The 20,631-nt window shown below is 58.6% G+C and carries 17 protein-coding genes; all 17 read left to right on the plus strand.

Annotated elements, in window-relative coordinates; translation table 11 throughout:
* The first annotated feature begins 246 nt into the window (after nucleotides 1-246).
* Nucleotides 247-639: a hypothetical protein gene (locus tag VG146_08060; protein ID HEV2392302.1), complete on the plus strand. Its 393-nt coding sequence runs from the start codon at nucleotides 247-249 to the stop codon at nucleotides 637-639.
* Nucleotides 640-648: 9 nt separating this feature from the next.
* Nucleotides 649-1,752 carry a fatty acid desaturase gene (locus VG146_08065; protein ID HEV2392303.1) on the plus strand — a complete coding sequence of 368 codons (1,104 nt, stop codon included), beginning with the start codon at nucleotides 649-651 and terminating at the stop codon, nucleotides 1,750-1,752.
* Between the two features lie 49 nt (nucleotides 1,753-1,801).
* A complete protein-coding gene (gene rpsU / locus VG146_08070; protein HEV2392304.1) occupies nucleotides 1,802-1,999 on the plus strand; it encodes a 30S ribosomal protein S21 in 198 nt (65 codons plus the stop codon).
* 189 nt (nucleotides 2,000-2,188) lie between these two features.
* Nucleotides 2,189-3,220, plus strand: a complete 1,032-nt coding sequence (locus tag VG146_08075) for an IS630 family transposase (GenBank protein HEV2392305.1) — start codon at nucleotides 2,189-2,191, stop codon at nucleotides 3,218-3,220.
* A 294-nt stretch (nucleotides 3,221-3,514) separates the two neighbouring features.
* Nucleotides 3,515-4,507, plus strand: coding sequence for a hypothetical protein (locus tag VG146_08080; protein ID HEV2392306.1), 993 nt, complete (start codon nucleotides 3,515-3,517; stop codon nucleotides 4,505-4,507).
* A 622-nt stretch (nucleotides 4,508-5,129) separates the two neighbouring features.
* Entirely contained in the window at nucleotides 5,130-5,501 is a 372-nt protein-coding gene (locus VG146_08085; protein ID HEV2392307.1) for a transposase, read from the plus strand.
* Nucleotides 5,502-7,359: 1,858 nt separating this feature from the next.
* A complete protein-coding gene (locus VG146_08090) occupies nucleotides 7,360-7,956 on the plus strand; it encodes a transcription termination/antitermination NusG family protein (protein ID HEV2392308.1) in 597 nt (198 codons plus the stop codon).
* A gap of 262 nt (nucleotides 7,957-8,218) precedes the next feature.
* On the plus strand, nucleotides 8,219-9,334 hold the full coding sequence (locus tag VG146_08095; protein ID HEV2392309.1) for a GNAT family N-acetyltransferase: 1,116 nt from the start codon (nucleotides 8,219-8,221) through the stop codon (nucleotides 9,332-9,334).
* 257 nt (nucleotides 9,335-9,591) lie between these two features.
* Nucleotides 9,592-11,805, plus strand: a complete 2,214-nt coding sequence (locus VG146_08100) for a Wzz/FepE/Etk N-terminal domain-containing protein (protein ID HEV2392310.1) — start codon at nucleotides 9,592-9,594, stop codon at nucleotides 11,803-11,805.
* A 208-nt stretch (nucleotides 11,806-12,013) separates the two neighbouring features.
* Nucleotides 12,014-14,287, plus strand: a complete 2,274-nt coding sequence (locus tag VG146_08105) for a glycosyltransferase (GenBank protein ID HEV2392311.1) — start codon at nucleotides 12,014-12,016, stop codon at nucleotides 14,285-14,287.
* A 32-nt stretch (nucleotides 14,288-14,319) separates the two neighbouring features.
* Nucleotides 14,320-14,514, plus strand: a complete 195-nt coding sequence (locus VG146_08110; GenBank protein HEV2392312.1) for a hypothetical protein — start codon at nucleotides 14,320-14,322, stop codon at nucleotides 14,512-14,514.
* 322 nt (nucleotides 14,515-14,836) lie between these two features.
* Complete coding sequence (locus VG146_08115) at nucleotides 14,837-15,889, plus strand: polysaccharide deacetylase family protein (protein ID HEV2392313.1); 1,053 nt, start codon at nucleotides 14,837-14,839, stop codon at nucleotides 15,887-15,889.
* Between the two features lie 9 nt (nucleotides 15,890-15,898).
* Nucleotides 15,899-16,153, plus strand: a complete 255-nt coding sequence (locus tag VG146_08120; protein HEV2392314.1) for a DUF433 domain-containing protein — start codon at nucleotides 15,899-15,901, stop codon at nucleotides 16,151-16,153.
* Between the two features lie 311 nt (nucleotides 16,154-16,464).
* Nucleotides 16,465-17,478: a glycosyltransferase family A protein gene (locus VG146_08125; protein HEV2392315.1), complete on the plus strand. Its 1,014-nt coding sequence runs from the start codon at nucleotides 16,465-16,467 to the stop codon at nucleotides 17,476-17,478.
* Nucleotides 17,471-19,276 carry an asparagine synthase-related protein gene (locus VG146_08130; protein HEV2392316.1) on the plus strand — a complete coding sequence of 602 codons (1,806 nt, stop codon included), beginning with the start codon at nucleotides 17,471-17,473 and terminating at the stop codon, nucleotides 19,274-19,276. Before VG146_08125 ends, VG146_08130 begins: the two co-directional genes overlap by 8 nt.
* Nucleotides 19,264-20,121, plus strand: coding sequence for a polysaccharide deacetylase family protein (locus VG146_08135; protein HEV2392317.1), 858 nt, complete (start codon nucleotides 19,264-19,266; stop codon nucleotides 20,119-20,121). Before VG146_08130 ends, VG146_08135 begins: the two co-directional genes overlap by 13 nt.
* Nucleotides 20,122-20,166: 45 nt before the next feature.
* The coding region (locus VG146_08140; protein ID HEV2392318.1) for a hypothetical protein at nucleotides 20,167-20,631 on the plus strand (465 nt) is incomplete at its 3' end.

Genomic DNA, 20,631 nt, shown 5'->3' on the forward strand with positions numbered 1-20,631 from the left:
ACGCGCATTCTTGGTTGCTAACCCAGCGTCGGGATCAATTGGAAGAAAATAAAGCATTGGCTTAGCGGGGTTAAAAGCCCATATTGCGGAGCATGGAAACAGTTCTGTTGGCCCATCTTCCTGGAAACGACGCGCGGTGTGAACCGCTAAACCTGGACTTGGGCCGCCGGGCGAGGCGCCTGAGTGCGCGCCTGCCTGCCAGGAGAACGCCTTTGCCGGTTCATTGCGTCGCGGTATCCCTTTAATATGTATCAACAGCGAATTGGCGCCCGGGCAGAATACCTTCAAGAGGAAAAGGAGCGCATCAGGGCCTCAGCGAGCCTGGCGGAAAAGTTTCCCGAGCTCAAATCATTGAGCGTCACACTGGGTTATTTCGCCCCGGGCGGCAGCCTGCAGCACAGTGAAATCAAATGCACTTTCAATCTGCCGCATGCCAAGTCCTTATTTCGATTCGACTGCCCTAATCCTGAGTGTGTGGGGGGCAATTTCGACTTGACCTCCGAATTGCTCGATGCGGTAGCAGGCCGGCAGGAGACAGCAAGCGGCGAAGCGCGCTGCCCGGGCTGGCAAAGCAAGACCACGATTGGCGATATCCACTGCGGCCACGTGCTGCGCTATAAACTGAGCCTCGCCTTTTGAGAATGATTTGTGAATGCCGCTATGACCCAGGGTCCCGCCTCAAACGCAAATCCTCCCGAAGCAGCCCCTTCGCGGTGGAAGGCCATCGTGATGCAATATGAACGGCCAAGGCTCAGCCACGGCCTGTGGCAGCTCATCAACACCTTGGTTCCCTATGCGGCGCTCTGGTGTTTGATGTACTTTAGCCTGCGCCTTTCTTATTGGCTGACCGCCGGGCTTGCGCTCCTGGCGTCCGGTTTTTTGATCCGGGTTTTTATTATCTTCCACGACTGCGGACACGGCTCCTTTTTCAAATCGCGCCGTGCGAACGACATCCTGGGCTTCATCACTGGCGTGCTGAGTTTCACGCCATATTATCACTGGCGCTGGGAGCACGCCCTGCACCACGCCACCGCCGGGGACCTGGACCGGCGCGGCACCGGGGATGTTTGGACACTGACGGTGCAGGAGTATCTGGAGGCTTCGCGTTGGAAGCGCTTTGCCTACCGGCTCGCCCGGAACCCCTTCCTCCTGTTCGTGCTCGCGCCGTTGTTCCTGTTTTTAGTGAAGCAACGCTTTCCCTCGCGCAAGGCCCCGCGCCGGGAACGCAATTCGGTATATTGGACGAACCTGGCGCTGGCGTCGGTGGCGACGGTGTTCAGCTTTGTGTTCGGCCTCAAAACCTATCTGCTTCTCCAGTTTGGCCTGGTCATGGCGGCGGGGGCGGGCGGGGTGTGGCTGTTTTACGTTCAACATCAGTTTGAAGGGGTTTACTGGGAGCGCCGGATGAATTGGGATTACTGCATGGCGGCTTTGAAGGGCAGTTCCTATTATAAACTGCCAAAGCTGTTGCAATGGTTTTCGGGCAACATCGGTTTTCATCACATTCATCATCTGAGCCCGCGCATCCCCAATTACAGCCTCGAGAAATGCCACAAGGCCGAACCCTTGTTTCAAACCGTTAAACCGGTGACGCTGTGGACCAGTTTTAAATCATTGAATTTTCGTCTTTGGGATGAGCAACGCCGCAAACTGGTAGGCTTCAGCGCGGTCAGGAAGCACCCGAACGGGGTCTGGCGCTTTATCTCGCGGTTGCTTCTGACGGCGCTGAATGTCCCGCGCTCCAAAACCTGAGGATAAAAATTACGCCAGACGCGTCTGCCGCATGAAATGAGTATTGATTATGACTGAAGTTCAATTGAGGAGAGGGGAGCCGGTCGAGAAGGCCATTCGCCGGCTCAAGAAAAAGCTGGACCGCGAGCAAACTTTGCAGCAGTTCCGGTTGCATCGCCGTTTTGAAAAACCCAGCGCCAAAAAGCGGCGCAAAACAAAAGCAGCCCGGTTCTCGGCGATGCTGAAGGCAAGACACGCCGACGACTGATTGGGCGCGGCCGGTCCTTAAGCCGGACGCATACGGCCCATGCGCACGAGGGCGATGGCCAAGTTGAATAGCAACCGGCGCGGGCGATAGGCGGCGCTGGTAACGGGACGGGTACTATACTGACCAGTCCGTAATATAGACTACAATTTCCTAGACAAGCTTATCTACGGGGTCTAGGATGGCGGCATCATGAAAGTTGACGGACGCACGCTGGATCATAAGACTCTGGAGCACTTGCGAATCACCGCTGTGCGGCGCGTGGTTGAAGATGGCGAAGCGCCCGGTGAAGTAATGCGCTCGATGGGACTGTGTCGCAGCAGCATTTACCCTTGGCTGCGGAGATACCAGGACAACGGTTTGGCGGCGCTGGCTGAGAAGATTGCCCAAGGGCGAGAACCGAAGCTAACGGACAAGCAGCAACAGCAAGTCAAGCGGTGGATTGTCGGCAGGGACCCGCGGCAGTATGGCTTTGACTATGGCTTGTGGACCCGCCGGATCGTCCAGAGCCTAATTGAGAGGAAATTCGGCATCCGTTTGGGTTGGACTGCGGTGGGGCGCTTGCTGGCTCGTTTGGAAATCACGCCGCAAAAGCCGTTGCGGCGCGCCTATGAGCGGGACCCCGAAAGCATTCAACGATGGCTGGACGAGGACTATCCGAAGCTGCGCCGCCGGGCCAAGAAACACGGGGCCAAAATTTATTTCCTGGATGAGGCGGGCTTTCACTCCGACCCGGTCTTGGGGCGGACCTACGGGTTGAAGGGGCACACGCCGGTGGTTGCTACGTCCGGGCAACGCCAGAGCATCAACGCAATCAGCGCGGTCAATGCCAAAGGCGAGTTCTGGTATAACGTTTATACGGGCAAGCTCAACGCTGCCCGGTTTGTCGAGTTCCTACAGGACCTAATGAAGGGCCGACGCGAGCGCGTGTTCCTGGTAGTCGATGGACACCCTTCGCACAAGGCCAAGCTGGTGCAAGCTTGTGTCAAGTCATTCGCTAGTAAGCTCGAACTGCATTTTCTGCCGCCCTACGCCCCAGACCTGAACCCTGACGAGTTTGTCTGGGGCTATGCCAAGACCAACGGAGTAAGCAAGAAGCCCTTGCAGCAGAACGAATCTCTCAAAGAACGAGTAATATCCGACTTGGAGGCCATCAGGCGAAACAGGAACCTTGTGAAGTCATTTTTTTGTGCCAAGAGTGTAGTCTATGCTAGGGACTGGTGAGTAAACAGGTTACCCCTACGGGGTTTGAAGCAGCGGCTAGCTCTGGGTCCAAGACACCGAAAACCGCCTGCGATTAGAAGACCTCAAGCTTCCTCGAAGAAAACGCGGGGAATGGCAAGGGTTGGAACCTGCGCTACAAAGCGCCGGCGCGAGCATGCTAAACAGATACCGGAAGGGGAGAGGAGAAGCATTGGCAGATGTAGTTCATGTTAGGGACTCCTCGGTGTAGAGTGTAAAAGCAAATAAAGCACGGCTTGCAAATTGGGGAGAATCAGGTATCCAAAGAGAAACTCCATGAATGCCGGCCAGCATTTTGATTCATCGCAGTTCAGGCCTCGGACAACCCGCCGCCAGTTCCTGGAGCAAACGGCCGGGTTGGCCGCCGGAGCGGGTCTTCTGGGACAAATCGGCACGGCAGATGGAGAACCAGGAAGCGCCGCGGCAGAGCGATTACCCACAATTAAAATCGGCCCTTATGAGGTCACACGGCTGATTATCGGCGGCAATCCGATCTACGGTTATTCGCATTTCAATCATTTATTCAGCGAGCATCAACGCGCCTGGCACACTCCGGAACGAGTGGTTGAACTCATGAAACATTGCGAGGGGCAGGGACTCAACACCTGGCAATTCAGTTACTCGGAACGCACCCTGGCGGACCTGGCTCGTTACCGAGCGGCTGGAGGGGTGATGCAGTGGCTTTGCCTTGGTGAACCGAATTGGGACCAGCACCCGGAGAGGATCGATGATGCGGCAAAGCGCAAGCCCATCGGCATCGCCCCCCATGGGGCTTTAGGCGAGCGGTTATATCGTGAGAACAAGCTCACCGCGCTAACCGATCTGCTCAAGAGGATTCGCGACGTGGGAGGCCCTCACGGGTGCCTGGTCGGGTTGTCCGCTCATAACCCGGCGCTCATGGAGTTGGCCGACGAGAAGGGGTGGGACGTGGATTATTACATGTGCTGCCTTTATTACCTGACACGCCCTCGGGAGGAATTCCGCAAGATTTTAGGCGCCGAGCTGCCATTGGGAGAGATTTACCTGCCCAGCGATCCGCCCCGGATGTTCCGCGTCGTTCAGCACACGCGCAAACCCTGCCTCGCCTACAAGGTGCTGGCTGCAGGGCGCAGGATTGACAGCGCCGCCGAGCGCCGCCGGTGTTTTGAAACCGCCTTCAGCAGCATCAAACCGAGTGACGGGCTCATTGTGGGGATGTACCAACAGTTCACGGATCAAGTAGCCGAGAACGCGGCAGTTGTGCGCGAGTTGTGCGGCGCGAGGCGCTAAAGCGGGCGAGATGGGACCCGCTCTCTTGCGAGAGTATCGCAGCCGGAATCCCGCGCAAACCTGCTTGGACATTCTTCATGTGGCGACGGCGTTGCACCCTGGGCGCGCGGGAATTTCTCACGTTCGATAGCAACCAGCGTAAACTCGCCGCTGCTGAAAAGTTGAAGGTGAAACCGTGACGGGTGGAACTGGTGCGGCTCGCTTGGAAATGGAACAGGTTTCTAAACCAACAGCACCTCAGTTCAAATTACGACGGAACGGCGGCGAAGGACCTGTCCCGTAGGGACATCCGACAATAGCCCAACCCTTTAGCGTTGGGGACGGCTGTGTTGTGCTCCTGAGTCCCGAAGGGACCGCTGAACCAAACCGCGGCCGCCGGCTTCAGCCGTCCCTTCGGGACTCAGACGCGCTTCAACGTCTCTCCCAACGCTAAAGCGCTGGGCTATTCTCATGCCGTCCGCTCCGGGACGGGGATGACCAATGCGGAATCGTCAAAAGAGCCAATGTGGGGTTTGGACTTGACGGCTGTTGTTGCGGCGCCTCCGGGACCGAAAAAACACTTCATTCAACATTAGGTGACATTTGCGCTTGCCCCAAATGCGGAAATAGCCTAAATGGACGCATGTCTTACGTAAGCTCGTATTATCACTGCGTCTTCAGCACGAAAGAACGCCAACCCCAGATTACTCCCAACCTGCGCGAAAAACTGTGGCCGTACATGGGCGGGATTGCGCGGCTAAACAAAATGACAGCCATCGAGATTGGCGGTGTCTCCGACCACGTTCACATCCTGCTTTCCCTCCCGTCCACCCTTTCAATCGCCAGGGCGCTGCAGCTAATCAAGGGCGGCTCTTCCAAGTGGGTGCATGATACTTTCCCGGAGACGCCGTTTTTGGGTTGGCAAGTCAAGTATGCGCCTTCGGCACGAGCGTGTCGCTTCTGGATAAGATTATCGCCTACATCCGCACCCAGGAGGAGCACCATCGAAAGGTGACGTTCCAGGACGAGTTCCTCGCGCTGCTTAGAAGGCACCGTATTAGGTATGACCCACGATATCTATGGGAATAATCAGCCTTCACCTCGATGCCCAATGCGGATGAGGATTGTCCAGGAGGGACAAGGTCATTCATTGTCCCATTTTGGCTTCCGGCATTTTGGATGTCCCGGCAGGGACAACTAAGAATAGGCCAAGGCTTCAGCCTTGGGTAAGGGGCCGGTGGGAGACGAGTCCCGACGGGACGGCTGAACCAGATCGCGCCAGGTTCAGCCGTCCCTTCGGGACTAAGACGCGTCGGGCGCCAAACCCAACGCTGAAGCGTTGGGCTATTCTCAATCACGAGGATAGTTTTCTGGTCGAACGCGTTTTCAGTGGCGATGACAACTTTGTTCAGGGTAATGCCTTTTATATCCGGGAAACCGGTTACATCGAGGGCGTCCGGGCCATCGTCCAGGAGGGGCTGGAGGGTTACGGGAAGGGGCCAGGGGCTGTTGATGTGAGGGGTTTCGGTCTGTTGAGCTGGCATAGGGCTCCAAAATCATAGTTCAGCGCCTTCGCCCACTCCGAGAGTTCGGATGAGCGCGGCTCTACTGGGTGGCGGCGAAGTTTAAGCCGCCAAAACGACCCACCGGGCGGGATAAACGGCTCACGCCTGGCGCCGCACGCTGGCGGCAGAAATGGAAGGAGCACTAATTGTGCCAGTCGCAGATTTTAGAATTTTGATTTGGGATTTTCGATTGAAAGAAAAAGCAGAAAGCAGAAAGGGTATTCGCCGTGTTGGGAACGTGAACCCCGCCCCGAATGGCCTGCTGATTGGCCAGCACGGCCGGTTCGCCGTTAACATTCGAATCAGTGTAGATATCCACGGTGTTGCCGGGAAGGGCGCCGGTGATGTCCGTCGGTTCGGATCATAGGGATCGCCCGAAAGGGGTCCTGACAGGATGTCCTCACCGCGCCGCGGGCCGGCGGGCTGAGGACGGCCCGCCCTCCCTTCCGATTCATGGGGAAAAGGCGGCGAGTCCTGCGCTGTTGAAAGCTGAAACCGCAATCGGAAATAAAGAAATCGGAGATTGAAAAGGCGGAAAGCTGAAACAGGGAGCTCCGGAGGTGCAGCCCGTTAAATCTCGAACTCCCCGATTGGATTGGGCTTAGAAAGCCGGACCGCCGGGGCCGAGCGGCCCAAAGGAGGCAAAGGAACCGCAAGACCACTTGTGCGCTCAGCTTGATCCAAAACCCCCAAAAGCGCGTGCGCTTCGGCGAGGGTCAATTTTGCCCTGGAAAGGAGCTCGGCTCGGAGCAAAGGGGAGGGGAGCTCGTGGCCCAGCGTGGCTGTCGTATGTACGGTGTTCAAAATCGCCGCCATGGTTGGGATTATACTCGTGAGGGTGGATGATTGGGTATGGGGTAAGTGCCTACCGGGGGCGTTCGATTTTAGAATTTTGATTTTGGATCTAAAAAGGCAAAAGCAGAAAACCGAAAGCAGAAAGCTGAAAGAAAAAGCAGAAAGCAGGGAGACACGAATTTCACGAATCCGCAGGAATGGCGAGGCCGTTGTCTTAGGGGCCGTCAAAAACTAACCTTTACACTTTGACGCGGCGGCGTGACGGCATGTGCTTCGTTGCTCCTCAGTTACAGAGCGCTGGCGGCTCCTTCGTCGCGCCTTGCATCTGCCGCCACGGCGCTCGCGCCAAAGTGTAAATCTTATTTCCTGACAGCCCCTTCCCCAATCGAAAATCCAAAATCAAAATTCTAAAATCAACCCCCCCCCGGGGGGTCGGGTCTTTTCCCGGCAATGAAATCCGTAGAGTTTGGCGTTGTTGGCAAGCTAATTGCCTCTATACTCGTGAGAATCCAAATGAATTGGCACGAGATGGATGAGCAACGCGGCGAGCCCGCGTGGTATTGCGCCAGGACGCAACCCAAGCACGAGCATATCGCGGCAGGCAATGTGCGGGCGCGGCTTGGGCTCGATGTATTTCATCCGCGCCTCAGGATGGAGCGAGCGACACGGCGCGGGGTGGTGCGGGTAGTTGAGCCCCTTTTTCCGGGATATATTTTTGTGCGGTGCAGTCTGGCGGAGCGGGTGGATGAGATTCGGTATGTCAGCGGGGTGAGCAGCCTGGTGCATTTTGGACTGAAGATTCCTTCGGTGCCGGAGCATGTCATTGAGGAACTGCGGCAGTGTTTTGAATCGGACGAGCCGATGGCAGTGGAGGAGAGGCTGGCGCCTGGGACTGAGGTAACTGTGGCCGAGGGGGCGTTGTTGGGTTCTCGAGGGGTGGTGGTGCGGGTGCTTCCGGCGCGGCAGCGGGTGCAGATACTTTTGGATTTTCTTGGGCGAACGACTTTGACGGAAGTGGATCGGAGGTCGGTGACGGTTGAGGAGAGGCGGATGGCGGATTTGATGCCGGCGCTGGCGGTCGAGCCATTGAGCGTGGCGGCAGCGGCCTGAGGAAGGCACAAGAAGCGAGGGCCACTGCAGATAAGTGGCAGGGGAGAGCAGGTTTGGCGGGAAAACGGGAAATCCTGCAAGTGCGGAGCTTTGTACAATTTTGATTTTAGATTTTTGAATTTCGATTGCGGGGGGCGGGGGATTTTAGAATTTTGATTTTGGATTTTCGATTGGAGGGAACGGGTGGAACCGGTGATAAAAACGGTAATGCGCGCTGATTTTAGAGCAGCCGAAATAGCCGATAGGATATAGCCAACAGGCGATGGCCAGCCAACAGCGTGTGAGGGATGATCGATTGATAGTGTGCGAGGTGGAGAAGCGGGGGACTGAAGCGTCCGGAAACGGGGAGGTGGCTGTGCTCAATCCCCTCGAAGGTTCGTGTTGGGATGAGGCCATTGGTGTGGTGGGGGGTGGTGGGTTTTTTCATGGGAGCAGATGGGCGCTGGTTTTGCAGGAGTCTTATGGTTACCGGCCATATTACATTTGTTGTGAGCAGGGTGGGCGCACCACTGGGCTCCTCCCGCTGATGGAGGTCGATAGTTGGGTCACAGGCCGGCGGGGAGTTTCTCTTCCATTTACCGACGAGTGCCAGCCGCTGGCGGTCAATTCCGCTTCTTTTCAATTGCTGCTGCAAAAGGCGCTGGCCCGCGGCAACGAGCATCGCTGGAAATACCTGGAATTGCGTGGCGGAAGGGAATTTTTGCCTGAGGAGCAGGCTTCGCAGCGATTTTACGGGCACGTGGTGGACTTGACTCCGGGTGAAGAGAAGCTATTTGCGAGTTTGAGGCCATCGGTTCGGCGGGCCATTCGCAAAGCGAAAGGCCGTGGTTTGGAGGTTGAAATCTCGCAGGAATTGGAGGCAGTTCAGCAGTTTTATGCGCTCCAATGCAAAACGCGCAGGAAGCACGGCCTGCCACCGCAGCCATTCCAGTTTTTCCGGAAATTGCACGAGCACATTTTGTCAAAGGGGTGCGGCATCGTGGTGCTGGCCCGGCTGGGGGCGAAGATAGTCGCAGCGAACGTGTATCTTCATAAGGGGCAAGAGGCGCTCTATAAATTTGGAGCATCGGAGCCGGCCTACCAGGAAATGCGCGGGAATGACCTGGTGATGTGGGAGGGGATTAAGTATTATGCCTGGAAAGGTTTCCGGAGCCTTCACCTGGGCCGAACGTCGGTGGCTAACGAGGGACTACGGCGATTCAAGCTGGGCTGGGGCGCCCGTGAGGGCTCGATAGAGTACTTCAGGTACGATCTGCGGCTGCAGGGGTTTGTGACTGGGCGCGACGAGGCGTTTGGGTGGTACAACCGGTTTTTTTCGGTATTGCCTTTGGGGCTGTCGCGGCTATTTGGGGGGTTGCTGTACCGGCACGTGGGGTGAGGCCTTGGAGCGTAAATGCCTGCTAAAGAAGGGCTTGCCAGCCGAAGCCGGCTGAAGCCGGCGTTTCCGGACGCGCGGAACGCCGCCTTTAGGCGGCAGCCCCGCCGTCACTAAAGCGATTGATGTGGAGCGTGGGTAGCTGATTGCTGATAGCTGATAGCCGATGGCAGATGGCAGATGGCAGATGACGGAGGGACGGGGTGACGGATTAGGCGGGGCGCCGGAGAGTATTCAGGCGCAGAAGGAAGAAGCGCATTATGCAAAGTCATGAGAAGCAAAGCCAACCCCCGGGGATGAGCCTGGGGGATATTTACTACACGCTGTTCCGGCACAAATGGAAAATCATTGCCTTTTCCAGCGTGGGGATTGTGGCCGCGGGATTGGTCTATTTGCTTATGCCGCATTTATACAGTTCGGAGGCGAAGCTTTTCATCCGGTATGTGATGGACTCGAGGGTGCCGAGCGGGCTCGATGGGGATCCACAGATCAAAAACCCGGACCCCGGTGGCGCCAATATTATCAACTCGGAGATGGAGATTCTTAAGAGCCTGGACCTTGCGGTGCAGGTTGCTGAAGCGGTGGGGCCCGAGAAGATTCTTGGGAAGGGCACTGGTGAGACCAATAAGTACACGGCGGCGCAGGTGCTGCAGAAAAACCTCCTCGTCGAGGCGCCACCGCGCAGTGATATCCTGCGGATTGTGTTTCAGAATCCCGACAAGGACGTTGTGCAGCCGGTTTTATCGCAACTGATCGATGCCTACCTGCGCAAGCACGTCGAGATTCACCGCAGCATCGGGGCCTTTGATGATGTTCTGACGCAGCAAACCGATGCGTTGCGCTCTCAGCTTGCGCAGACGGAGGAGGATTTGCGCAAAGCCAAGACGAACACTGGCCTGATGTCGATTACAGAGACGAAAACGGCTTACACAGAGGAGATTTCGAAGATTCGCGAGGCGTTATTCAACAGCCAGGCGGAGCTGGCGGAGCGTGAGGCCTCACTGCAAGCGTTGCAAAAAATGATGCCTGTGAAGCAAACGCAAGCTTCGGCGGAAGACGCAGCCGTTGTCATCCCATCTGGAAAGATTGATGAGTACAAGAGCATTTCCGGGCAGCTTGAGGCATTCCGCAAGAAGGAGCAGGAACTGCTTGGGCAGTACACTGATGAAAGCGCACTGGTCCGTTCTGTGCGGGAGCAAATCGCTGCAGCGCAGAAGGCGAAGGAGAAACTCGAAGCCGATTACCCGAAGCTTGCCGCGATGCAGCCGGTTGCGTCGCAGCCGGGCGCCGCTGTGCCGGGAGATGCCGACGATGCGGTGCGGATTACGGCGTTGCAAGCCAAGCTGAGGGTGCTGAGCGCGCAGCTTTCAAATGTGACAGCCCAGGCTGAATCCATCAACGCGATTGAGCCCGCGATTACCGAACTCGAGCGCAAGAAAGACCTCGAAGAGACAAAGTACCGGCACTTCTCGACCAGCCTCGAGCAGGCCCGTTTTGATGAAGCCCTGGGCGCGGGCAAAATGTCGAACATCAGTGTCACTCAAACTCCGAGTCCGCCCTTCCGTGAATCCCGCCAGATGGCGAAAATTCTTGGAATGATCGCAGGCGGGGGTATTGCGTGCGGCATCGGGTTGGCGTTTCTCCTGGAACTCTTTCTTGACCCTACGGTCCGGCGCCCAGGTGAAATCGAAACGCGTCTGCGCCTGCCTCTGTTCCTGACGATCCCCGAGAGCCATAAAAATGGAAAATCTCGCCGGCCCGCGGCGCGCGGGGCTGCCGACAACCTGTCGGGTGAACCCCAAGTGGAGGGTGCGGCGGCTTCGCAAAACGGGGTGGCCGCCTGGAATCCAAACGGCTTGCGCACCTACTATGAAGCTCTTCGCGACCGCCTCGTCACCTACTTCGAAATGCGGAACCTTGTCCACAAGCCAAAGCTCATCGCCGTCACGGGCTGCGGCGAAGGCGCTGGCGTCACAACCATCGCTACGGGCCTGGCTGCCAGCCTGTCCGAGACCGGCGATGGCAACGTTCTCCTGGTAAATATGACGGGGGGGCAGGGGAGCGCGCATCCCTTCTTCAAGGGCAAACCAAGCTGCGGCCTGGCCGGGGCCTTGGAAAATGAAACCCGCGACAGCGCCCTGGTCCAGGAAAACCTTTACGCGGTGGCGGAAGTTGGCAATGGAGACAAGCTCTCGCGGATTCTGCCCCGGCGTTTCAACAGCCTGGTGCCCAAGCTGAAGGCCAGCGACTACGATTACATTATTTTTGACATGCCGCCGGTCAGCCAGATCAGCGTCACCCCGCGCCTGGCCAGCTTTATGGACATGGTCCTGCTCGTCATCGAGTCGGAAAAGACCGACCGTGGCGCGGCCCAGCGGGCCGTGGCCATGCTCAGCGAAACCAAAGCCAACGTCACCGCGATTCTGAACAGGACCCACCGCTACGTGCCGGAGCGGCTGCTGGCAGAAGGGTAGAAGGGAATGCTACCCTTATTTCTTACCGCGCCTAACCTACGCCTAACCTGCATATTTCGCATATTTCACACACCGAACGCCAACCCACCGGAACACCGGCTTCAGCCGGCAGGCTTGGGGCCTCGGGGGTCGCTGCCGGCTGAAGCCGGCGTTCCGGTCTCGTGGGTGTGAAATATTGGGGCTAAGAGGCAAAGAGGGTTTTTGAATCATGCTGCGCAACCGGCTATACTATTCGATTAAGCCGCTGGTGCCGTTGCCGGTTCGGTTTGCGATCCGGCGTTGGTTCGCCGTCAGGAAGCGCCGCCAAATTGAAGGTTCCTGGCCGATCATGCCCGGGTCGGAAACTCCGCCCGAGGGCTGGACCGGCTGGCCGGATGGCAAGCGGTTTGCCTTGGTGCTGACTCACGATGTCGAAGGCAATCTCGGCCTTGCTAAATGCCAGAAGCTGATCGAACTCGAGAAAGCCCTGGGGTTCCGTTCGGCCTTCAACCTCATTCCCGAAGGGGAGTACACTGTAAGCGAGCCTGTGCTTGCTGACTTCCGTGGCCGTGGCTGCGAAATCGGCGTCCACGATCTCTATCACGACGGCAAGCTCTTCCTGGGTGAGCATGAATTTCGCGCCAATGCCGTTCGGATCAACCATTACCTGCGGGAGTGGGGCGCCGCGGGTTTTCGCTCGGGGTTCATGCTGCACAACCTCGACTGGCTGCATCAGCTCAGCGTGCAGTACGACGCCTCGACGTTCGACACCGACCCTTTCGAGCCTCAACCCCAAGGCCGGAACACCATCTTTCCTTTCTGGGTCCCGCGTACAGACAATCGCGCCAAGCCCAAGTCCCTTAATGGCTCCCCACATTCATCCTTCATCCTTCATCCTTCATCCTTTCCCGGCTACGTCGAGCTTCCCTACACGCTCCCGCAGGATTCGACACTTTTCCTGCTTCTGCGGGAACGCCACCCGGACATCTGGTTTCAAAAGCTGGATTGGATTGCGCGTCACGGCGGCATGGCCCTGGTCAATGTGCATCCGGACTACATGCGTTTCGAAGGGGACCCCGCGTCGCCTCACACGTATCCTGCGGACCTGTACCGGCAGTTTCTCGATTATGCCCGGCGCAGATACAAAGACTCGTTTTGGCAGCCCTTGCCCAGGGATCTGGCGGTCTTCGTCGCCCGGCGCCGCCTTCCGCCTCGCCGGGAGCCGCGCCGCATCTGCATGGTCACGCATTCCTATTTTCTTTCCGATGCTCGCGTTTCCCGCTATGCCGAGGCTCTTGCTGAGCGCGGCGATCACGTCGATGTACTGGCTCTTCGGCGGTCGCGTGAGCTCCCGGCCCGCGAGAGCATTGGCAATGTTAGCCTGTTCCGGCTCCAGGCTCGTTATGGCAAAGCCGAGAAGTCACGCCTCTCGCACCTGGTGCCGGTGGTTCGCTTTCTCCTCAGGTGCTCCTTCTGGCTGCTGCGCAGCCACCGCCGGAATCCATACGATTTGCTGCATATCCATAATGTCCCGGATTTTCTCGTCTTCGCCGCCTGGTATCCCAAGCTCACCGGCGCCAAAGTCATCCTCGACATCCACGACATCGTTCCGGAGTTTTACGCCAGCAAGTTTGGCGCGCGGCACAACTCATTCGTGATTGGGTTTTTGAAATGGCTGGAGCGCGTTTGCGCCAAGTTTGCCGACCATGTCATTATCTCCAACCATCTCTGGCGTGACACATACGCTTCGCGCAACCACCTGAACGGGACATGCTCCGTCTTCATCAACAATGTGGATTCGCGAATCTTCCGCCCCCGGCCGCGCACCCGCAACGACGGCAAGCTCATCATCATCTTCCCCGGCGGCCTGCAATGGCACCAGGGCCTGGATATCGCGATTCGCGCCTTTCCCAAGGTGCGGTCGCAATTCCCGAATGCCGAGTTCCATATCTACGGCGATGGGAACATGAAAGAGCAGTGGCTCAAGCTGGTCCAGGAACTCGGGTTGCGCGACGCCGTGCGTTTCTTCACCCCGCTGCCGGTGCGGCAGGTCGCCGAGATAATGGCCAATGCTGATCTTGGAGTCGTTCCCAAGCGCGCCGATTCCTTCGGCAACGAAGCCTACAGCACCAAGATCATGGAGTTCATGTCCCTGGGTATCCCGACTGTGGTCTCGAGCACAAAGATTGATCGGTTTTACTTTGATGATTCCGTGGTCCGCTTCTTCGAATCCGGCAATGTGGAGGCCCTGAGCGATGCAATGCTCGAAATGCTCCGCGACCGCCAACTGCGCCAGAACATGACCGTTAAGGGCCTCGAATACGTCGCCCGCAACAACTGGGATTCGCGCCGCGCCGCCTATCTCGACCTGGTTGACTCGTTGATCTCGGGCGAGCATAACTCCACACCGATTCCGCCCGACCCGTTTGACCAACCCACTCCCAGGCGAGCTGCTGCCTCACCGGAACCCATCCCCGAGCTGGCAGTTTTGTCCGAAGATTGACGTCAGCCGCCAGTCCTTTTATCTTTAATGGCGTGAATTCGCTCAGAACTCTTGAACAAGTCGAAGCCGCTGTGCGCAGGCTCTCGCCGGAGGAGCAAGGGCGGCTTCGCGAGTTCTTGGGTGAGCTCCTGGAAGACGGCCTCGAATTGACTGATTCATTCAAGGCGGAAATCGAAGCTGGCAAAAGAGATATCGCAGAGGGCCGCGTTCGCATCCGCAAGCCATGAGTCCTTCGGGCGCAGCGGCCACGCAGATCTGAGCCCACCGTTTCGATCAGCGCTTTTTCGCGCTGCCGGACGGCATTCAGCGGCGGATCCAGTCCCGTATAGACCAGTTAGGGCGCCACCTTCGTGACTTTCCACATTGCCGAATGCAGGGAGTCGAAGCCTTCCGGTTACGGGTTGGCGATTATCGAGTCATGTATGAGTTCAACGTGGAGAAAAACGAATTGTACCTGCTCGCGGTTGGAAACCGGCGAGACATTTACAAGCATGGACTTCACTGAACCAGGACAGGTTCGTTTCCCGCGTTCCACTTAGCCTTTCTCCTTTGCGCCTCGACCGCTCCATCACGCTGAATCTCGTGCAGCCCCTGCGCCGCTTGCTTGCCGCGCCAAAGCGGAGCGTGGGCTCGTCCAACGCTCCATCTCTCCTAACTCCCACCACTCTCCAGCATTCCACTTCCCCCGTCCCCATCCTGATGTACCACAGCATCTCGGATGCACCCGAACCCGGCGTGCCCGCCTATTACCAAACCAGCACCAGCCTCGCTGTCTTCCGCCAGCACATGGAATTCCTTGCCCAAAATGGCTACAAAGCTGTGAGCTTGAAAACGCTCGTTGCGGACCTGTGCGCTCCTTTCTCGCCGCCCACCACTCCGCCACTCCGCCACTCCACCACTCCATTTCCCCGTTTGGCAGCGATCACCTTCGACGATGGTTTCCGGAACTTTTACACGGAGGCCTTTTCAGTTTTGCAGCAGCACGGCTTCACCGCCACCATGTTCCTCTCGACCGCTTTTATCGGCGACACCCCTCGCCGTTTCTGCCCCGTCGGTAGCCAATCAAAAATCAAAAATCAAAAATCAAAAATCTTTCTCGACTGTCTCAAGTGGACTGAGGTGCTCGAACTCCACCGCGCCGGCATTGAATTTGGCTCCCATTCCGTCAACCATCCTAGACTCGTCGAACTGGACTGGCCCGCCGTACGCTCTGAGATTTGTGAGTCTAAATCCGAAATCGAGCAGCGCTTGGGTGAGGGGGTCACCACCTTCTGTTACCCCTACGCCTTCCCGCAAGCCGACCGCCAATTCGCCGGCCGGTTTGCTCAGTTGCTGCGCGAAACCGGCTACCGCTGCTGCGCCACCACCGAACTTGGGCGCGTCCGCCCTGGCGACGACCCCTTCCGCCTGAAGCGGCTCCCGGCCAACTCCCTGGACGACCCCGCCCTTTTCGCCGCCAAGCTCGACGGCGCCTACGATTGGCTCGGCTCCATCCAGTCACTGAGCAAAAAACTCCGTCGCCTCGGGAGACCCCTGAAGGCCAGGCCACAAGTTCCGGCTCCTGATGTGGGCGCTCTTGCGATTCCCAACCGGCGCCTGTAATTTTTAGCGATGATTGCAACCCGCTATCGCTATGTCGTCCGGGCCCCGGGCGTCCGCTCCGGCCTGCCCATCGTCGAGGCCACGCGGATTGGCGTGCATGACATCGTGGCGATGGTCAAGACCGGAGCTACAGTGGACGAAGTGGTCGCGAGCCTGCCGCCTCTTGTGCGCGCCAAGGTTTATGAGTGCCTGGCCTACTACGAGGACCACAAGAGCCAGTTGGACCCTTTGGTCGCTGCCCAGATTGCCCACGTGGACGAATGACATTCCTGGCAGGTTGAAGAGCAACATCAACTTTGCCTGAATTTCCTGCCTCCTTGGCGCGGCACCCCGTCTCTGAGAAGCTGTGAAAAAATTAGCGGACAACGAAAAAACGAAAATGCGCCCATTGATAATCAACAATTTGCAAACAGAATTTTTTGCCGTTTTCAATTCTTTCACACCTTCTTAGTGACGGCGGGCGCTGCCGCCTAAAGGCGGCGTTCCGCGCGTCCGGAACGCCGGCTTCAGCCGGCAGCCCCTTCGTCACTGAGGCATGGCACCCGCTTTCAGCTTTTCAGCTTTCAGCTTTTCCCGTGTCCTACGTCATCATCACCCCAGTCCGCAATGAGGGCGCACATTTTCACCAAACCCTCGAGTCCGTCCTCGCCCAAACCCTCCGCCCGCTCGCCTGGGTCATTGTCGATGACGGCTCGACCGACATCACCCCGCAACTTGTTGATGCCGTGGCTGCCCAGCATCCCTGGATTCACGCCGTTCACCGCACCGACCGCGGCTTCCGCCAGCAAGGCAGTGGCGTCATCGAAGCCTTCTACGACGGCTACGCCAAACTTGCGACCCTCGGCTCCAATTCCGCTCCCTCTCTCCCCTCCGAGGGGAGAGGGGTTAGGGGAGAGGGGTCCTCTTCCTCGGCTGCCTGGTCTTTCCTCGTCAAGCTCGACGGCGACCTCTCCTTCGCCTCAGATTACTTCGAGCAATGCTTCAGCCGTTTCGTCGCCGACCCTAAACTCGGCATCGCTGGCGGGCGTGTCTATTGCCGGCGTAATGGCGCCACCGTCGAAGATTCCCCCGGCGACCCCTCGTTCCATGTCCGCGGCGCCACCAAAATCTATCGGCGCGAATGCTGGGACCAACTCGGCGGCCTCGTGCGCGCCCCGGGCTGGGACACCCTCGACGAAGTCAAAGCCAACATGCTCGGTTGGAAGACCTGCTCCTTTCCCGACCTCCGCCTCCTCCAACTCAAGCCGACCGGTTCCGCCGACGGTTCCTGGAGAAACTGGGTCAAGAACGGACGCGCTAATTACACCAGTGGCTATCACCCGCTGTTCATGCTGCTCAAATGCCTTAAGCGCACTGTCGAAAAGCCCTACGGCATCGCCGCGCTGGGCCTCTTTACCGGCTTTTGCGCGGGATACCTCAGGCGCTTGCCTCAGGTCCCCGACCCCGGCCTCATCCGCTACCTCCGCCGCCAGCAGATGAATCGCTTATTGGGCAAACGGAGTCTCTGGAGTTCTCCATCACTCCAACACTCCAATACTCCATCACGTCGGGCCTCCATTACCCCAGCTCCGCATTCCGCCAATGGGTGATTTCTTCCTCAGCCTGGACTGCTCGGCAAACCGCGGCGCCTCCAACGCCGCCGAGTTGCTTCGCTTCAGGGACTATACCGAGGCGTTCGTCTTCGATGAGGCCCTTTTCTCAATGGTCGTGACTTGCACTGAAGGCGCAGCATTGTGGGCTCCTTACCGGGCCGCCGACGGCGCCACGGTGGCCGTCGCTGGCCGCGTGGCCATGGACGAGCCGCAGTGGGCGCTCGGTGAATCCGTGGCGGGGCGGGGCGGGCTGGCGGGCAAGGCCCTCTACGCTATTTATCAGAAAGACGGTTTGGCGGGAGTCGAGGCCATAGGCGGCAACCGCGTCATCCTTATCCACGACGTCTCTAAGCAACTGCTCCATCTTGTCAACGATGCCGCCGGAGCGTTCCCCGCATTCCGCCTGGATTCCGCCGAGAGGCTCATCTTCTGCTCTCACCCGGACGTCCTTGCGGCCGTGGCGGGCGAGCAGCAAAACCTGGACGAAATCTCCCTGGCCGAGTTTCTCCTCGCCAGCACCGTCACGCCGCCGGCTACCTATTACCGGCGCATCCGCGCTCTCCCGCACGGCACCACCACCAGCATTGCCCTCACCTCCCGGCCCCCCGTGGAAATCCAGGCCAGGCGCTACTTCGATATCTCCTGGCGGCCGCAGCCGGACCAGGACGAAGACGACCTCGCCGACGAGCTGGCGCAGGCATTCCGAACCTCCGTCCGCCGCCGCACTCTCCCGCGCCTTGGCCGCACGGCCGTTGCGCTCAGTGGAGGATTGGATTCCCGCGCGCTGCTGGCTTGTGTCGAGAACAAGGAAAACGTATTTGCCTTCTGCTGCTACAACGAGCCCAACCGCGAGCTCGCCACCGCGCAGGCCATTGCCAAAGCCCTGCAAATTCCCTTCCTCCCCTGGCAGCGGGAATTCGAGTACTACGGCAACCAGGCCGAGCAGGGAGTCAGAATCTCCGGTGGAATGGGCACCTTTGCCAACAACCATTTTCTTGGCGTTGTCCCGCGCCTGCGCGCTGAGGGAGCTCAGAACCTCCTCACCGGTTGCTACTGCGATTACCTGTTCAAGGCCTTGCCGCTGAACCGCAGCACCCACTGGCTCACCGGACGGGAGCGCCTCGCTCCGTTTCGGCACCAATTCTATTTCGATCATTTTGAGCGCGCGGTCCCTTTCGGGCTCCAGTTGCGGGACCGCTGGGAATCACGAGTTCCGCTGGAGTTTCAGAATCACAACTCCGACGAATCCCTTTTTCAAATCGAAGCCCGCCGGACATTTCCTTTCTGTTACGAAGGCGACAACCAGCAGCGCCTGGTTCCGCAGCGTGTCAGCGGCTGGTATCTCCCCGTGGCGGACCGGGCAGTGCTGGATATCTACCGCAAAATCCCGTCGCGCCTCAAGCTCAACCGTTCCGTCTTCACCCGAGCCGTGGGCCGCCTGTGCCAGGGCTCTCTGGCCCGGGTGCCCGACGCCAACACCGGCGCCCTGGTCGGCGCCCCGGCCATCTCGGAAACCCTCCATCACCACTGGTCTCGCGCCCGCCGCAAGCTGCGCCGCCGCACCCAATCCATCGGCACGGACGGCTCCTGGCCCGACTGGTATAGCTATGTCGCGCAAAGCGGGCAGCTCCGCGCTCTCTGGCAGCGTCCCAATCCGGCTGCGAACGACTTTTTCCAGCGCGTTCTTCCTGCCGGGGACATGCGCCCGGACACCGCTGCCTACGCGGGGCACGACATCTGGCTCCTGGTCCCCATACTCACCCTCAAACTCTGGTTCGAGCAATGGCACTCCTGAAGCGCTTAATCAAACTACTCATCAGCCTGCTCGTCCGCGCCTGGGACATCCTGGTCGCTGGTGCGCTCCTGCGCCTGGGCAACCGCCCTCGCCCCACCTGCGTGGTCATCTATTATCATGCCATAGACGCCGCCCAACGCTCCCGGTTCGCTCGCCAAATGGATGAACTGCTGCGTCTGGCCAAACCTATCCCGGCCGACCTCGCCGCTCTCCCCGGCGACGATGCCCATTGCTGCGCCGTGACCTTCGACGACGGTTTCGTGAGCGTCCTGGAGAATGCCTTGCCCGAGTTGGAAGCGCGCAATATCCCAGCCACTTTCTTTGTCCCCACCGGTTGCATGGGCCAGGCGCCCGGCTGGGTCAAACCGAACTCGCCCGCACGCCGGCAGCGCGTCCTCTCGGCTGACCGGCTCGCCACCCTGAAGCACCATCGCCTCCTGGCCATCGGCTCACATTCCGTCTCACACCCCGATTTCCTGAAACTCGACCCCGCCCAAGCTCGCTGCGAACTCGAGCAGTCCAAAGCTGAACTGGAGACCATTCTGGGCCGCAAAGTCGGCCTGTTCAGCTTTCCTCATGGCAAATGCGACCCGGCGAGAATCGAACTCGCCCGCGCCGCCGGTTACGAGTGCGTCTTTACCATCAACCCCTCCAACGTATTCTGCTCGGCCGCCGATTTCGTCCAGGGCCGCGTCGCGGTTGACCCCGCCGATTGGCCGCTGGAATTTCGCCTCAAGCTCCTGGGCGCCTATCGTTGGTTGGCCAAATCCGAGCCGAGAACCGCTGCGGCCAGTCCTTCGCTTCTCCCTCTCCCTCGGGAGCGGGCAGGGGTGAGGGGGAATTAACCATTTGTGGTGCTCTTCAACATTCAGCCTTTAGCCTTGTCCTTGATGCTCGCCCCAGTTGCCACCACTCGCCCCTTTACTACTTCGGTTGATGAAATAACCGAATCGGAGTGGAACGACCTGCTCACTCGGTTCGCCGATGCCAGCATCTATCAGACCTGGGCCTACGGTGCCGTTTCCTGGGGTGAACGGAATCTGAGTCACCTTGTGCTTAAGGATTCTGGACAAGTTATTGCGATGGCTCAACTACGCATCGCCAGAATCCCCATTCTCCGGCGAGGTGCGGCTTACCTCCGTTGGGGTCCTCTCTGGCGCCGGCAGGATCATTCTGTCGATCTTCAAAATCTGCGATTAATCACAGACTGCCTCGTACAGGAATATGTCCAAAAGCGCAAACTGCTCCTCCGCGTGCTCCCAAATGTGTTTAGCGAAGATGAATACGGGCTGGCTGCCAAGAAAATCCTACTAGCCGCCGGCCTCGTTTCCAGCAAAGCAACCAAGCCGTATCGT

The sequence above is a fragment of the Verrucomicrobiia bacterium genome (genome assembly GCA_035946615.1).
Classification (GTDB): Bacteria; Verrucomicrobiota; Verrucomicrobiia; order Limisphaerales; family UBA8199; genus DASYZB01.